The organism is Aquimarina sp. Aq78, from assembly GCF_900299525.1.
Classification (GTDB): domain Bacteria; phylum Bacteroidota; class Bacteroidia; order Flavobacteriales; family Flavobacteriaceae; genus Aquimarina.
This window is the reverse complement of record NZ_OMKA01000001.1, coordinates 323,182-339,552: the sequence shown is the minus strand read 5'-3', so window position 1 is coordinate 339,552 and position 16,371 is coordinate 323,182. Positions and strand designations below refer to the sequence as shown.

General features: G+C 29.2%; 18 protein-coding genes. 6 read left to right on the top strand and 12 right to left on the bottom strand.

Annotated elements, in window-relative coordinates; translation table 11 throughout:
* Positions 1-112: 112 nt before the first annotated feature.
* Positions 113-730: a hypothetical protein gene (locus DG435_RS01465; RefSeq protein ID WP_108840547.1), complete on the top strand. Its 618-nt coding sequence runs from the start codon at positions 113-115 to the stop codon at positions 728-730.
* Positions 727-1,773, top strand: coding sequence for an alpha/beta fold hydrolase (locus tag DG435_RS01460; RefSeq protein ID WP_106795184.1), 1,047 nt, complete (start codon positions 727-729; stop codon positions 1,771-1,773). The genes DG435_RS01465 and DG435_RS01460 overlap by 4 nt, the downstream gene beginning before the upstream one ends.
* A gap of 110 nt (positions 1,774-1,883) precedes the next feature.
* Here the strand turns inward: DG435_RS01460 and DG435_RS01455 are convergent, their stop codons facing one another.
* The 5 genes from DG435_RS01455 to DG435_RS25390 form a co-directional block, all read right to left on the bottom strand.
* A complete protein-coding gene (locus DG435_RS01455) occupies positions 1,884-2,564 on the bottom strand; it encodes a CPBP family intramembrane glutamic endopeptidase (RefSeq protein WP_106795185.1) in 681 nt (226 codons plus the stop codon).
* Positions 2,565-2,574: 10 nt separating this feature from the next.
* Positions 2,575-4,005: a serine hydrolase gene (locus DG435_RS01450; protein ID WP_106795186.1), complete on the bottom strand. Its 1,431-nt coding sequence runs from the start codon at positions 4,003-4,005 to the stop codon at positions 2,575-2,577.
* Between the two features lie 109 nt (positions 4,006-4,114).
* The gene (locus tag DG435_RS01445) at positions 4,115-4,825 is read right to left on the bottom strand and encodes a LytTR family DNA-binding domain-containing protein (RefSeq protein ID WP_106795155.1); all 711 of its coding nucleotides are present in this window, start codon (positions 4,823-4,825) and stop codon (positions 4,115-4,117) included.
* Positions 4,822-5,619 carry a sensor histidine kinase gene (locus DG435_RS01440; protein WP_159025823.1) on the bottom strand — a complete coding sequence of 266 codons (798 nt, stop codon included), beginning with the start codon at positions 5,617-5,619 and terminating at the stop codon, positions 4,822-4,824. Before DG435_RS01440 ends, DG435_RS01445 begins: the two co-directional genes overlap by 4 nt.
* A gap of 345 nt (positions 5,620-5,964) precedes the next feature.
* Positions 5,965-6,108, bottom strand: coding sequence for a hypothetical protein (locus DG435_RS25390; RefSeq protein ID WP_159025822.1), 144 nt, complete (start codon positions 6,106-6,108; stop codon positions 5,965-5,967).
* Between the two features lie 475 nt (positions 6,109-6,583).
* Between DG435_RS25390 and DG435_RS01435 the strand changes: the two genes are divergently transcribed.
* Positions 6,584-7,342, top strand: coding sequence for a helix-turn-helix transcriptional regulator (locus DG435_RS01435; protein WP_106795153.1), 759 nt, complete (start codon positions 6,584-6,586; stop codon positions 7,340-7,342).
* A 17-nt stretch (positions 7,343-7,359) separates the two neighbouring features.
* Here DG435_RS01435 and DG435_RS01430 read toward each other — a convergent pair whose 3' ends face one another.
* Complete coding sequence (locus DG435_RS01430) at positions 7,360-8,112, bottom strand: hypothetical protein (protein WP_106795152.1); 753 nt, start codon at positions 8,110-8,112, stop codon at positions 7,360-7,362.
* Between the two features lie 162 nt (positions 8,113-8,274).
* On the opposite strand from DG435_RS01430, the gene DG435_RS01425 reads away from it, so the two are divergent.
* On the top strand, positions 8,275-9,171 hold the full coding sequence (locus DG435_RS01425; protein ID WP_108840546.1) for a LytTR family DNA-binding domain-containing protein: 897 nt from the start codon (positions 8,275-8,277) through the stop codon (positions 9,169-9,171).
* Between the two features lie 81 nt (positions 9,172-9,252).
* Here DG435_RS01425 and DG435_RS01420 read toward each other — a convergent pair whose 3' ends face one another.
* The 4 genes from DG435_RS01420 to DG435_RS01405 are packed head-to-tail and all read right to left on the bottom strand — an operon-like array spanning position 9,253 to position 11,583.
* Positions 9,253-9,951 carry a hypothetical protein gene (locus DG435_RS01420; protein WP_159025798.1) on the bottom strand — a complete coding sequence of 233 codons (699 nt, stop codon included), beginning with the start codon at positions 9,949-9,951 and terminating at the stop codon, positions 9,253-9,255.
* Between the two features lie 59 nt (positions 9,952-10,010).
* A complete protein-coding gene (locus tag DG435_RS01415; RefSeq protein ID WP_106795032.1) occupies positions 10,011-10,442 on the bottom strand; it encodes a hypothetical protein in 432 nt (143 codons plus the stop codon).
* Between the two features lie 23 nt (positions 10,443-10,465).
* The gene (locus DG435_RS01410; RefSeq protein ID WP_106795031.1) at positions 10,466-11,029 is read right to left on the bottom strand and encodes a TetR/AcrR family transcriptional regulator; all 564 of its coding nucleotides are present in this window, start codon (positions 11,027-11,029) and stop codon (positions 10,466-10,468) included.
* A 2-nt stretch (positions 11,030-11,031) separates the two neighbouring features.
* The gene (locus DG435_RS01405) at positions 11,032-11,583 is read right to left on the bottom strand and encodes a dihydrofolate reductase family protein (protein WP_106795035.1); all 552 of its coding nucleotides are present in this window, start codon (positions 11,581-11,583) and stop codon (positions 11,032-11,034) included.
* Positions 11,584-11,912: 329 nt separating this feature from the next.
* On the opposite strand from DG435_RS01405, the gene DG435_RS01400 reads away from it, so the two are divergent.
* Entirely contained in the window at positions 11,913-12,524 is a 612-nt protein-coding gene (locus DG435_RS01400; RefSeq protein ID WP_106795030.1) for a DEAD/DEAH box helicase, read from the top strand.
* Positions 12,525-12,538: 14 nt separating this feature from the next.
* Positions 12,539-13,186 (top strand): thiamine phosphate synthase, encoded by a 648-nt coding sequence (locus tag DG435_RS01395; protein WP_106795029.1) that lies wholly within the window; start codon positions 12,539-12,541, stop codon positions 13,184-13,186.
* 211 nt (positions 13,187-13,397) lie between these two features.
* Here DG435_RS01395 and DG435_RS01390 read toward each other — a convergent pair whose 3' ends face one another.
* Positions 13,398-14,291 (bottom strand): carbohydrate kinase family protein, encoded by an 894-nt coding sequence (locus DG435_RS01390; protein ID WP_106795028.1) that lies wholly within the window; start codon positions 14,289-14,291, stop codon positions 13,398-13,400.
* Positions 14,291-16,135: a glycoside hydrolase family 13 protein gene (locus tag DG435_RS01385; RefSeq protein ID WP_106795027.1), complete on the bottom strand. Its 1,845-nt coding sequence runs from the start codon at positions 16,133-16,135 to the stop codon at positions 14,291-14,293. The genes DG435_RS01390 and DG435_RS01385 overlap by 1 nt, the downstream gene beginning before the upstream one ends.
* Between the last annotated feature and the right edge of the window lie 236 nt (positions 16,136-16,371).

The window sequence follows — 16,371 nt, the reverse complement described above, 5'->3', positions numbered from 1 at the left end:
ATTGTGTTAGCCTAATTTTTGACGGTCATCATTAGTTATTCAACGTTTATCAAAATATTATTTCCTGAAGCTTCTTTTTCTGTTGATTTGATTTAAATCTTAAACGCAAAAAATGGAAAAATACATTTTGGTCATCCTATGTTTATTTGTTATTACTAGCCATGCTCAAAATAAAATGGAGAGTACTACTTCTTTTTTGGATAAAACAGAGTTTAAAATAGGCTATTCTGGTAATATAATTTGGAATAACGGATTAAATTTTGGAGCAGAATACCTATGGAAAGAAAAGGTTAAAATTAAAGAAAGAAAGCGTGGGCAAAAAAGGATTACACATCAATTTTTATTTGATGGAAACCTTGGTATTACTACCAATTTTGCTACCAAAACAGATACAGGAGTTTTCACTAATTACGGGCTTATCTGGAGAAGAACAAATACCAAAGGAAAACAAATTAGTATTGCATTAAATCCATTAGGATATTATCGTTCTTTTCTACCAGAAACGTACGAAGTAAAAGGTGATAATGTAAATAAAGTATTTCTGCCAGGTCGTGGTTATTATGCTCCTTCTATTTCTATTGGATTAGGCAAACTACGAAAAGGTAAAAAACGAAGCGGGAGTTACTTTAATTTAAACCTAATGTTAAGAACTCGTTATAATGCAACAACACTACCGTCTATTTCTTTACAGTATGGATATCGTTTTAATTTTAAAAAGAGAAAACAATGAAAAACGTAATATTTGAAAAATTGAGAACAGTACTTGTCATAGCAACCATTTTAAGTGTCCTTTCGTGCTCAAATGATGACGATTTAGGCAATTTGAGCGATACAATCTTTGTACGTCATAAGAATGCAGATATGCCAGCTTATATTCATGGAAACGGTACTAAAAAAGTATTTCTGATTATATTACACGGAGGCCCGGGAGATACAGGGTTGAGCTATCGCTTTGGCACTTTTAAAAATAAAATTGAAAAAGAATATGCAGTTGTTTATTTTGACCAACGAGGTTCTGGAATGTCTCAAGGGAATTATTCTGAAAATGGGATAAGCGTGGACATTATGGCAGAAGATGTTTTGGCCTTGGTAAAAGTAATGAAACGCAAATATGGAAATGATTCTCGTTTTTTCTTAATGGGACATAGTTGGGGAGGTACATTAGGAACAGCTACAGTATTGAAAGATCAGAATGAATTTTTAGGGTGGATTGCTGTTGATGGTCTCCATAACCCCAGCGGAATGTATTCTGAATACATCTCAACTTTTAAGAAAGTGGCTGCCGAACAAATTGAACTAGGGAATAATATTAGTTTTTGGGAAGGTACTATTGACTTGGCAAATAATGTTACTACAGAATATCGTCAAGATCATTTTTTTGATATGAATAATAGAGCATTTAAAGCAGAAAGAAGACTTGTTGCCGATAATGTAATTAATAAGGTAGAAAATGATAGCGATACATTTTTTAATTATAACTTTATTACTACGTTTTGGAACAGGGGAAATACGATATCTATATTAACAAACCAAGGTCTTTGGGAAAATTTATCTTATACAAACAGGCTTTCTGAAATTAAAATACCATCATTAATACTTTGGGGTAAATATGATATAGTAGTACCTGCAACATTTGCACAAGAGGCCTATGATAACTTAGGTTCTGATATAAAAGAACTAATCATCTTTGAAAGATCTGGACATGCTCCCATGCTTAGTGAAGCAGATAAATTTGCAGAGGAACTCATTAGGTTTATGAATCAAAATAAATAGTAAAACTAAAATCTTACTATTCATTAGAAAATGTTCCGTTATTATTTTTTAAGAATCATTTCGTTAGAAAATTTTTAAACAAATTGTAGAGGAAATACATAGACAATCATTTATATCATAGACATAGTATTCATAGCACAATGAGCTATGATCACAGGCCATAAATTTCTATTGAGTTTCACATAAGCAATCCCCATAATAATTCCGATTAGTGCTACTGATAAAGAACGTTCAGAAATATCATACGAGTGTCTAAAACCCCAAATACAAGCTTGTACTATAATCGCTATTGTAGTCCTAAATTTTAAATTTGAAAACAAACCTTCTATCCATGTAATTAAGAAACCTCTTTCTAGTAATTCTTCAAATGCAGATTGTAGCCACACAAAAAGAATAACAGAAAAAAAATAACCATAATCTCCATTACTAAGTGAATAACCTGTATTGGTTCCTTTTACTGCTGCACTACTTTCTTTTACAACCAAAAACGAATCTTGTATTAGATTAAAAACGAGTAGTGTAGCAATTATTATAATGAATATTATTCCTGCATTTACAAATGTTTTAGTAATGTTTTTAGGTCTTATCAATCCTAAAGATTTCCAAGTAACTCGTTGCCTTTTCATTTGCCAAGTAGCTACTAGTAAAGTGGTGCCAGAATATAAAAAACCTGTAACTAAATAGTGTGTGTTAGGGATAAAGGTCTCTCTAATTAAAAACATAATTGCTATGTAGGTAGTTAGGTCAAAGAGAAAACTAAGTTGGTTGTTTTCTTTTATATTATCTTTCATGCATTTAATTTTATTGCAACTTTTCTTTAAATCGATTTAGGTTAGCCGTAAAAGAATTTAGCAGCCTATGAGATTGCTTTTTAGCTACTTCTACCGCTTTTTCGTAGTTTTTTAGAGCTAAATCAAATTGTTTATTGTTTTCGTAAGCTTCACCTAAACTATCATACATGTTTGCTTCATCCGGAAATAAATGCACATTTAGCTTAAATAATTTTATAGCAAATTCAGTATCTTTTTCTCTCATAAACTCATATGCAATAAGATTTAAGCGTTGTGGATGATTAAGAGAATAGTTGTGTATTTTTACAAAGTTCTCAATATCTTTTAAATCGTTGAAATTGTTAACTTTAGCTTTGTTGCTGTAAATAAAAAAGCGTAATCTATCTTTTGGTAATTGGTATTTTTTATTATATAAGATATCTTCTATATAGTATACAATGTTTCTAGATATCATATCGTAGTTAGATAGAGCAATTATAGTGTATTTGTCATCTAAATATCTTGAAAAATATGATGAAAACCCTGGTAATCCTCCACCATGACCTACTACCCTATTATTATTTTTATTTTCTACTTGAAATGCCAAACCGTAAGTTACTTTTGGTATAACATTGGTAAATAATTTCTTTTTAGAATTTTCATTAATTAGAAGTGAAGTGTATAATGCTTGGTCAAACTTCAACATATCTTTAACTGTAGATAAAATTCCGCCATCAGATTGTGGTGAACTATTTGTATATATTGTATTTGTGAATTTACCAGATATCGATTTTAAATAACCTAATGCTCTATTTTCTACAACATCATCCCAAAATCTCATTTCTGTATTATTCATTTTAGCAGGAATAAAAATATTTTGAGTAATAAAGTCTGAATAAGATTGTCCTGAAATTTTTTCAATAATTGCACCTAGCACAACCATTCCAGAATTAGAATATGCAAATTTTTTTCCAGGAGTATCAAACTCTAATTTCTGTTCGTAAATAAAAGGTATTATATCATTGATTATGTAACGCTTCCCTCTATTTGCTCTATACACAGTGTGCCCCATGTAATTACTTAAACCAGAGGTATGTGATAACAAATGGTGAATTGTTATTTTATTGCCAAAAGGAAAGTCTTTCAGGTATTTTACAACCGGATCATTAATATTTAATTTCCCTCGTTCTTCTAATTGCATAATGGAAATGCCAGTAAACATTTTTCCCATTGAAGCAATATTAAACTTTGTATCTATATTGTTTTTTATTTGATAGCTTTTATTTGCATCGCCAAAAGCTTTCTGGTATAAAACTTTGCCTTCTTTTGCCAGTAAAACAGTTCCGGAAAATTGATCAAGCTCAACATGCTTTTGCATCATTTCCTCTATCTTGTCATTTATTGTTTGTGCTTGTAAACTTGATACAAAACAAATTATTAAAAATGTAATTACTTTAATCATTGATATATAGTTTTATATGAATACATCAAAATTGATTAAACGTAAGGACTTGTTAAAATGAAATAGATAGATACGATACAATTCTAGACAAACGGGAGAATTTTATCTATTATGTAAAATCGGTATTAATAAATCTTTGAAATTCTTTTCTGTATTTTTCTGAAACTGGAATGTATTTATCTCCAAATACAATACGATTGCGTTCTATAGTCGTTATCATCTTTAAATTAACAAGAAAAGAACGATGTACACGCATAAAGCTTTTTTTAGACAACTCTTCTGCTAAAGATTTCATGCTTTTTAAAGTGAGGATTGGCTTTTCAGAATTGACTGTATAAAGTTTTAAATAATCTTTTAAACCTTCAACATAAATTAAGTCTTTTAAATTTATCTTAATTAGCTTGTAATCTGACTTTACAAAAATATAATCATCTATATAGTTTGTTTGATTCGAGTTGTTAAGCATTGACTGTTTTGCCTTATTCGCAGCAGAGAAAAACTCAGGATAACTAATTGGTTTTACTAAGTAATCAATAGCATTAACTTTATAACTTTCGAGTGCAAATTCTTCAAATGCCGTCGTAAAAATAACTTTAGTGTTTTTGTTTAAAAGTAGTTTAGAGAATTCAATACCAGATAGATTAGGCATTTGTATGTCAGTAAAAATCAAATCAACCGATTCATGTTCTATAATTTCCATTGCTGCAATAGCGCTATTGCATTTAGCAATCAATTTTAAAAAAGGTGTAGATTTCACATAACCTTCTAATAAATTAAGAGCTAAAGGTTCGTCATCAATCAAAATACAAGAAAGTATCATTTTTTAAAATTAAGTATTAATGTTGCAATATATTCGTTGTTTTCCTCCCTGGTGGTGAATTCAAACTTGTTAGGATATAATAATTCTAATCGTTTTTTTAAGTTCTCTAATCCTATTCCAGAATCGGTAACTTTTTCTTTTTCGGGAAAAGAAGAATTAGTAACAGAATAATTAATACAATCATTTTCTATTTTTAAGTTAATGTAAATAAAACTTGGTTGTATAGCATCTATACCATGTTTAAAAGCATTTTCTACAAAAGAAATCAAAAGTAATGGAGCAATTTGTATAGGTTGATTAATTATAGGAAAATTCTTTTTTAACGTTAGATTAGCAGATACTCGCAACTGCATTAAATCTATATAACGTTCTAGAAATTCTATTTCTTTTACAATAGGAACTTTATTGATTGATGCTTCGTGTAATAGATACCGCATCAGTTTACTTAAGGTGTGTATTGACTCTTTAGCCAAAAAAGGAGAACTATCAATTAATGCATAAATATTATTTAAGGTATTAAAGAGAAAGTGTGGCTGAACTTGATACTTCAAATACTTAATTTCAGTATCTAATTGCGTTTGTTTTACTTGTTGTAATAATAATCTGTTTTTATTAAATCTTGAATTTACTTTTAAGCCAACACACATACCAATACTTAAGATTATAGGTAGCATTAATTGGACCGTAGTCATAGCACCGCTTCTTACCTCACGTATTAATTCTCCATTAATTGTTGGATGAAATACATTTAATTGTAATAGTTTTTTTAATAAAACATAGAGTATAACAATCAAAAAAATATTTAAAATATAAAATAATACCTTTTTACTTTTAAAAAAAAACTGATCTACTAACACAAAATAATTGATGTAAAAAACAAAAAAAATACTTGAAATAGATAGCCAATTTCTATTAATAAGATATTGTCCATTTGGAATATGCTGCAATGAAGCTATTGGATAGATAAATACAACCAGCCATAAAAAACTGTGCAATACTATTTTTGAATAACCTTTCTGCATACCATTTTGATAAAAAACTAAGGTAAGCTAAACAAGGTAAATATTTGTAATTATATAGACGGTCTTTCTAATTTTATAGACGATTATTACAATTCTATCTATATCATTCCATACAGATTATACTTCGGTGTCAAAATCTTGTTTTGTTGTTTTTACAAAAAAAAACGAATAGTCTTTATGTAGGGTGTTTTGAATAAAACGAAGATCTTCTTGCCATTGAGTAGTACTTAAGTTTTCTTGTATAGACAATTGAAGAAACATGAACACATTTAGTACAAAAGTATTTTTTTCATGATTATTGTTTAGTTAGAATGTAAAAGAAGTAGTATAACTCGTTGTGCATTTAGAAATTTTTTAACCAAAATTCGTCAATTCGAGTACCGTTGGGGTACGAATGGTGTATCTAGAATAGGATTGTTGATTAAAAAAAGCTACTCTTGATACATTTTGTCTTCATATCATCTTGAAGAGGTCATTACGACAAAACACTCGAAATTGACGCTTTTTCACAATGCTTTTCCCAAATTGCACAACAAGTTAGTATACCAATTCCCCCATGTTATTAAATTTGTTTTCTACTGCCAAAACTAAGTGTATCTGTATGTTCTTAAACTACACTCAAGAGTAGTTTCCAAAAGAAGCACTATTTGTATAGTATTTATTTAGGAATTTATAACTACACTCTAGGGTAGTTTTTAAAAACTTATATTTGTCAATAGGATTTATTTAAATATTTATGGCAGACACTAATTCTTTTTTTTCTTTTAAAAATACAGTTGGAAATCTTACAGATAAGGATGTCGATCAAACGGCAAATTATCTCGAAGCCATAGAAGCTTTTACAAGAACTACACATAATAGCGTTTATGTAATTGATTATGAAACAAAAGGATTTGAATATGTGTCAGACAACCCATTGTTTTTATGTGGTAATTCTGCTATAGAAGTTAAAGAAATGGGGTATGATTTTTATTTTAAATATGTACCCGAAAAAGATTTGGAATTACTGTTAAAAATAAACACCATTGGTTTTGATTTTTATGAAAAAATACCTCTTGAAGAGCGAAAAGAATATAGTATATCGTATGATTTTCATTTAAAAAATGAAGAGGGCAAAATCATTTTAATCAACCAAAAATTGACTCCTTTATTTTTAACAGAAAGCGGCAAAATATGGAAGGCAATTTGTTTTGTATCGCTGTCTACACAGCAAAATTCGGGTAACATTATCATTACTAAAAAAGACGGCACAAAAAAAATTGCTTATGATTTAAAGACCGATTGTTGGAAAAATTTGAAAAAGATTGAACTCTCTACGAGAGAAAAAGAAATACTACAATACTCTATTAGAGGCTATGCAATAAATGAAATTTCAGAAAAAATTTATATTTCTCCAGACACTGTAAAATTTCACAGAAAAAAACTTTTTGAAAAGCTAGGAGTTGCCAATATTTATGAAGCTATTTCTTATGCAACTGTTAACAAACTATTGTAGAGCTTATAATTGTGTATTTAGTTTAAAAATTGAGTCATATCCATAGCACCGTGAACCATCCAAAACCAAAGGAAGTTTTTAGATTTACTGATAGCTCCTAGTAGCATAATTCCCAATCCAGCATCAAAAATCAATCCTAAGAACTTATTTAATTCGACACCTTCAGTTATCATTGCCGGAATATGTCCTGCAGCAAACAAAGTGGCCACTATAATAATAGTATAACGCACACCAATCCAAGAAATTAATCTCACAGCCATCATAGAGATCGCAAAATCCTCAGCAAAGACTTGTATAAATAGGTGGAGATTTTTATAAGAATAAATTGAAGCATATCCATCTTTTAGCGGAATTCCTTTTAGCATAAAAAAAAGTAACAATGCCAAAATTGCTATAACAAATCCTACAAAAATACTTCGAAGCTTACCTTCTTCTGGAAACCATACGGTTAGTAAAGATTGTTTTCTAATTAGTAACAATAATCCAAACGGGCTAAAAATTAATAGATGGTTTATACTTTCTGTTATAAACTCTATTCCTTCTATTTTATTTATCAAAAGACCGCTAATGTATAATTGCCCTATCAATATGCATACCCCTATAGCCAATATTACATAAATAAATTCAAGCCAAGGTTTTCTAAATGTAATTGTAGAGTTGGATATTGCATTTTGAGTTTTAAAAACTCCCAAATACCTATAACTTATAAACCAAAGGGTTAAAGCCAATGCATAAGACGGATACAAATAAAAATAATGTGATAAATTCATTGTTGATGATTTTGATCTCAAAACTATATAAGTAAAATTGATATATTTGAAAGGCATGCTCGAATCATATAATTTGTAGTTTGAAAAAGGGGTAATACTAATCTCTACACGCTATACGAAAGCTTGTAATGGTAATTAAATGAATTATTTGTAGTTGAATCAATGGCAAAAAAAATAATAATCTCCTATGTTCCTATTAGAAAATGGGAAGTAATAGCTGTGATAACTTTAATTTCTATAATTCTTATAGTAGGTATTTATTATTTGCATCCTTCAAATATTGATTGGTATAAACGTGATGATTTTAGCTTTTCTAATTTATTACAGTTTGTCTTTATCGATCAATATTTAATTGAACTCATTACAACGAGTATTATATCTTTACTAATAGTTAGATATACATCTATATTCAAAATACATACACTACAATTAAATTTTAAAGGTATTAGCTTTTACTTTCTGAAATTTCTGCCTTTATTCTTTATCGCTTATTTTTTTACTTCACCTTTTTCTGTTGGAATTCGCTTTTTATATCATTACTATGTTTTGCAAAAAAAACAGGTAAGTTATTTTGAATCCTACTTCTTCTTAAATAAGAATCTTTACCTATCTTATTTATTGCCTATAATTGTCATTTGTACTTTATTGTTAACTGTTGCTGTTTTAAATGCAATCAGTAAATCGAAAAATGCCATGTCTAAAGAAAAATTTGCAATAATTTCTTTAACAGTAAAATCTGAAATTGGCCAAAAGATTATTAGTAGTAAAGTAATTTCATCAATTACTAGAGAAGGAAGAAAGTATTATGTAACATCTAATTCTAACAAATATCTGATTAATAAAAACCTAAAAACTCTTGAAAAAGAATTGGATCAGAACTTCATTAGCATTAACAGGTCAACAATAATTAATCTTGCTTTTTTTAAAGAGTATTCATTTTGGGAAAATGAAAAGTATATTGTTAGATTGATTGATGACCAAGAATTTAATATTACTAGAGAACGGCTTAAAGCACTTAAGAATAGAGTAGATTTTTTTCATAAAACAATAAATGCGTAGAAAATTGGAAGCATTTATAATTTGATAATTATTTTTCGCCACTTATACTACTGCAAGTTAAGCCCTTACCGTGTAGTTAAATTAATTTATAATCCAACCTATACTACTGTTGTCTTTCTCTTTATATATTACTAATAACCAGTTTTTTTGTTTTTTAATAATCGTTACTATTTTGTTTTCTATCGTTTTTAATTGATTGCCATTTATCAAATCTCCACTACATGGATCTACTTTATCTTTGTTATCTAAAATAGGTTGTGTTCTTAATATTCCTGATATTTTTTTCTGTTTTAATACCGCATTCACTCCCCTAATTGTTGTATTGTAATGATAGGCTATCGAGCTTTGAGTAATAGTGTTGTCGTTATGAACAATAAGCTCTATTAATCGTGAAGAGTAATCACAGCCTATAGCATTTTTTAGTACATAAATAGTAGTTTCTTCTCCTTGTTTAACTTCCACTAATTTCCCAGGACCACTCCACATTTCTGTAAAATCATTGTTCTTATTTACAAATAGGGTTGTTGCTAGATAATGCTGCGTATCTTGATAAATAATGTCTTTGTTCCCATCATTATTAAAATCTACAAAATGTATGTTCCTGGGATTAATAGTAAACACATCGGTATGCCCGTTTGCTGAATAAAACTGTGGAGTTGCAAGTTTTGAAAACCCATTATTATTCATTGAAAATTGGAATTCTGTCGGAGTTTGTAATAATTTCAAACTCGCTCTTATAGCATTGTTATTTTGAGCATATCCTATTAAGATATTGGACATAAACATTATTGCTAAAAGAAAGACTTTTTTTACCATAATTCTTATTAAGCAATGTTTTTTCATTTGATATTAATTTTCTTAAATTCAATTTTATCAGTTATTTTATTTCCTCTTTTTGTATACCCAGTAACTTTTCCGTTTTCCACTTTAATTACTAGATTTTTTAAAAAATCATATTCTATTTCTTTTGGATCATTATGTATTTTAATTTCATAATTCTCGGTTAATTTCCACTTGTAATCTAATGTAGAAATTATGTTGTCTATACCACAGCTAGAAACCTCTTTTTCTATTACTGAAACATTGTCTTCATTAAAATTTAGAATTAAAAAAATCTCTAAACCTGCACAAGGATTATCATCAGGAGTTTCTTCACATACAGATCCAATCATAGAAATAAATGTTTGATTGATTAACATATCATTATCGCTTTGAGCGTTTAATCCTAAAAATGAATTTATAAACAGTAGAAATAGTATTTGTTTTTTCATGCTAGATAAATTATAGTGTTTTATTAAACTCTTCTAAGGATCCAATCTATTCCTTTATAAAAGTCATTTATGGTTAATATTCCTAAATCTGTTTTTTCATTTTGGGATGCTGCTGCCAAGGCAAAACCATGAGTATAGTCTACAATCACATCAGCAAACAGAATACCTTCGTTTTCATCTTTCATTAATGAAATAGCATATTTTCTAATAGAATTGGTAAGGTCAATTAATTCCTGATTAATTAATGAATGATCTGATAACAATAATTTTGAGACATTAGGATGTTCAAAAACACAATCACAATAGTTTCCTAATAATTCTCTTATTGCCTCTTTAGAATCGTTAGTTTTAGAAATATCATTCACATCCTTATAAACAATTTCAATAAGGCTTTTAATTATCTCTTGACGTGAGCCAACGTGATGTTTTAAAGCCATAGCAGTAACATCAAATGCTTTTGCCAATTTTCTAAACGATAGCCCACTTTCTCCTTGTTTATCAAGAATCTTAAGTGCTTCTTTTAGAATATCATCCTTTGATAATATTAATTTATCGTTTGTAGGTCTGCCTAATACTTTATTTGCCATCTCTATTCATTTAATACTCGATAGTGGTTTTGTACAAAGCCAAACTTCATTTGTTTAGAATGAATTAATTCTAAATCCATATCACTTTCTATTTCACCAAACAATCGTTTTCCCTTTCCTAAGAGAATTGGGATTTGTGTTAGTGTGATTTCACTAACTAATCCATTACTAATAAATGATTGTACCAATTTACCACCATCTACATATACTCTTCTAAGACCTTCCCTATAAAGAAATTGCATTAGTTCTTTAGGATCTAATGAATTAATTGTTACACTATTTTGTAATGATTCAGGAACATTTTCTTGGGTTAATGCTCTACTCATAACATATACAGGCATCTTATATGGCCATTGGTCAAAACCAAGTACGGTTTTATACGTACCACTTCCCATTACTAATACATCCATATTTTCAGTAAACTTCTCAAAACTGTTATCATTTTCATCTATGCCATATTTCATTAACCAGTCTAATGAGTTGTCTTGTCTCGCAACAAAACCATCTAAACTTGAAGCCATAAATACATACCCTATTGCACACTTATCTTTCATATTTTCTAAATTAAAATCATAAATATACACTGTATAATTTTAATATCAAAAATATGCTTTTATTTCATGCGCATTACATTACTCTCCTCTCCTTTCTATACACTTAGCAACCACATTGTTTGTACGCTAAGAGTGTTTTTCATTAACTATAGATAAAGAAACTTTGGAGAAGAGATTTAAATAAACCAATTATTGTTTTCACAAAGTAAAGTAACGTATATAGCACTAAAATAGAAATAGTAATTACGTCCATTTATTTCGTTTCTAGGTAGTATATTTGCCATAATTATTATAAAATTTTATATCAAACAGTTATCTCTTTAATTCCTATGCCTTTTAAAAAATTACATTCCAACATACAAGAGAAGCTAGAGTATCTAGACATAGTAACACCAACTCCTTTTCAGAGTAGTAGCATTCCTGTAATAAAAAGTGGTGCTAATGTCTATTGCACAGCTTCAAAAGATAGCGGAAAAACGACTACGCTTATACTTACTACTTTGCAAAAGTTAAAATGTGAGGCAGCTGGAAACGCTCCAAGAGCAGTAGTTCTTGTAGAAAATAAGGAAAGAGCCTTGGAATTATATGATGCCTTTTTGGCCTATACTAAACATAATTCGTTGCGAGTTTATGTGGGCTATGAACAGCTTCATGTTGATGTGCAAAAATCTGAAATTTTTATGGGTATAGATATTCTTATTTCTACGCCCAAGTCAATGAACAAGTTGTTTTTATTAAATGGAGTAAGCACCTCTCAATTAAAGATATTTAGCATAGATGATGCTGAGTTTTTAATCCAGAATTTTGCATACACGGCTCTAATGTCGATTACTCAAAGTATTAAAAAATGTCAGTATGTGATATACTCAGAAAAAATGCATCCAAAACTAAAACGCTTTGAGTCTTATTTTATGGAACACTCTAAAACGGTCACTACTTAAACCTATGCCTTAATATGATTATACCAAAACTACATTATATATCCCAAGGGAACTCTTCAAAAGAGCATCTGGAAAACATCCAAAAAGCGTGTACATCTGGTATAGAATTAGTGCAATTATGTTTAAAAAATATTTCAGAAAAAAAGTTTTTAAAGTTAGCCAAAGAAACTAGAGAAATTACATCTCATTTTCAAACCAGATTAATTATTAAAGATCATTATAAAATTGCAAAAGAGGTTAAAGCAGATGGTCTATATTTAGGAAAAATAGATTCCTATCCTACTGCTAGAAAGCATTTATACACTTGGCAAATTATTGGCGGAACGGCAAATACCTTACAAGATTGCGAAACATTAATTGGCAAAGAAGTAGATTACATTGGTTTAGGGCCTTTTAGAGCTACAACAACCAAAGATAATTTAAATCCGATTTTAGGTTTAAATGGATATACTGCAATTATAGACGCCTTAAAAACCAAAACACCAATTATTGGTATTGGTTGTATAACCACAGAAGATGTTACAGACATATTAGAAACAGGTATTTCTGGAATTGCTATATCCGAAGAAATTACCCAAAATTTTAATACCATAAGAACATTTAACCAACTATTAAATGCATCTTCAACAAAAGAGCAACGCTACACATTTAAAAAAGAATAGATCAAGAATTCTATTAGAAAACTTAATTGTTTTGTGAATTTATCTCCTGTAGTTTATCCAAATGCAATTAATAAACAAAAAAGTATATATATAATTAGAGTCCATAATAATTTCACCATGAGATTTTGTTTTTTAGTGTTTTACTGCATACAAAACTAGCATCGATAAATGACTGTAGTACTACACCCTAGTGTAGTTTTATAAACTTATACTATTTGTCATAATATTTTAAATACTCTCTTTCAATTAACGTTTTACCTAATTTATTACTAGTAATCATTCTTGATTCTATACATAAACCCGCAGTAATTGTTCCATATTGCATACATTTTTTCGTTTTATAACCTTTCGAAAATCCATACAGAAAACCTGCAAAGAAAGAATCACCGGCGCCATTCGTATTGTCTATACTATAACTCTTAATAATTGAAACTTCTATCCATTCTTGATTTTTGGTATATGCAGTTGCACCACCTTTTCCGTGAGTACACACCACCAATTTCTTACCATTAACAATCTGTTCTTTCATAAAAGACTTGTAATCAGGTAAATTATCTGAACTCAAAAAGATATAATCAGCAGCGTCAATAAAGTCTTGATGGTATTGATTTTTACCATCATAATCATGTAAATCAGTCCAGACTTCTTTATTTAATTGTTTACAAATTGGTAGTAAGTATCTACAATAGTTCGTAATATTTACAACAGTGTAGTCTGCTTTCTTTAGGTCCTTTTCAAATTTTAGATAATCAATTTCTGGAGTTTCAGAACTAGGGTTCATGAAAATAGAAATGCGCTCTCCCCTACTATTCATGATATTTAAATGTCTTTCTGTTCCCTTAGGATCAAAATCATATATAAAATTAAGATTGGGTTCTTGTAAAAAGGAAATTACTTTTTTCCCAAAAGAATCAGTACCTATTAACGAATGAAATGTAGTATTAAAATCCAGTTTTGATAACGCTAATGCTTTTCCTGCACCGGTATTCCCTATAGTTTCATTAAAATGGCAGTTGTGAATTGTTTGTGGAACAGCTTCAGGAAATTCATCTAATGTAATTACCGAATTGTAGGATGCGCCTCCTATAATAAATATATTTTCCATTATTTGCTAAGCTTAATTATCGATGCCGAATTTGCTTTTAAGTCTATCAATTTTAACGAAGGAACTTGTTTTTTTGTTATAATATCCATTCCCGATGAATATCCAATTAAAGATTCTTTATAACGCTCTAAACTATAATTTGAAATATCCTTTTGGCTATTATTAATAATAACCATCGTGCTTTTTGTAGCGGTATATCTAAAATAAACATAGATATTTTCTAAAGGTTGAAAATGTTTCAATCTTCCATGATGAATTTCTTCGGCAGTTTTACGCCAATTTAGAATAGTGCTTATATATTGATGACTATCATTTTCTAGCTTTGTTCTCCCTTCTTTCCTAAAGGCATTTTTTTTATCCGATGTCCATCCGCCAGGAAAGTCTTTTCGTAATTGACCATCTGGTTTGTCGCCGCTAAACAATAACTCGTCTCCATAATACAATTGCGGAATTCCTCTAGTAGTCAAAACGAAAGCCATGCTTAGTTTTAGTTTATCAATATCTTCATTTAATAAGGTAAATAATCGGCCTACATCATGATTTCCATTAAATATTTTATTGTTATAAGGATCTCCATATACAAAATCCTCTGCCAATGTTTCATAAAGTTTATATATATTTTCTTCTTCTCCAAATGCTTTTAACATGGCATAATACAAAGGATAGTCACAAACACTATTTACCGGGGATGTATATCCGTCATTATTAATTCCTCCATTATTCCAATAGGATAATGAAGATGCTTTTGCTTCCCAGGTTTCTGCAACTATATAAAAGTTTGGGTATTCGGTTTTAATCGTTTCTATCCAAGTGGCCATCACTTTTTTATCTGGATAAGGATAGGTATCCATTCTAATACCATCCAAATTTGCATATTCAATCCACCAAATAGAGTTTTGAATCATATATGTGGCCAAAAACGAGTTTTCTAAGTTTAAATCAGGCAAATTAGTATCAAACCAACCTTTTGTAAATAGATCATAATCACTTTTTGAAGCATGTGGATCAGAAGCTGCAATATTGGTAAAGTTACTTCTTGTAAAAGTTTCCCATTGATTCAACCAATCTTTAGACGGTAAATCATTCATCCACCAATGACCAGAACCGCAATGATTAAAAACCTGATCCATTATCATTTTCATCCCTTTTTGATGACACAAATCAACTAAATTTGTAAAATCAGTATTGGTACCAAAACGACTATCGGTTTTATAAAAATCTGAAATCCCGTAACCGTGATACGAATATTTTGGTTGGTCATTTTCTAAAAATGGATTTAACCATAAAGTGGTTACTCCCAATTCTTGTATGTAATCTAAATAATTTATAATTCCTTGTAAATCCCCACCGTGTCTTCCATCCTGGTTTGAGCGATTTACTTTTTCTAGTGTATCTTCTGTAGAATCATTTTCTGGATTTCCATTAGCAAAACGATCTGGTGTTATTAAGTACATCACATCAGAAGCATCAATTGTTTGACTTAGATTATTTCTATTATTTTTTTGTTTTAATTCATAATCATAAACTAATTTCTCTCCACCATCAGAATTAAAAACAATATTAAAAACACCTTCTTTTGTAGTCTTATCTATAGTAAGGTTTATAAATAAATAATTAGCGCTTTCTAGTTTTGTTATACTGTTAATAGTAACACCTTCATATTTAATTATTGGTTTTGTTATACTAATATTTTCTCCATAGACCAGAAGTTGTAATTCGGCATTTTCCATTCCAATCCACCAATTTGGCGGCTCTACTCTATTTAACGTTACATTTTGAGCGTTTAATTGAATTGAAACAAAAAGGAATAAACAAATGATAAAAGTTCTTAATATAGTTTTCATTTTAGTAAAGTTCAAAATTAGATTTCTCAATATTACTGTTGAAAATAACACTATACAATCCCATTATATAAACAACCACTTCAATACATCAAACTACCTGTATTTAATAGTTTTAGTAAAGGCATAAATCAATTCTAATGAGAAACAGATTACAGTTGCTTACTCGTTTTTTGTATAAAATTGCTAGTTGTTTGTATATAATTAATGGTCATTTAGATTAATTTTTAGATTTTAGC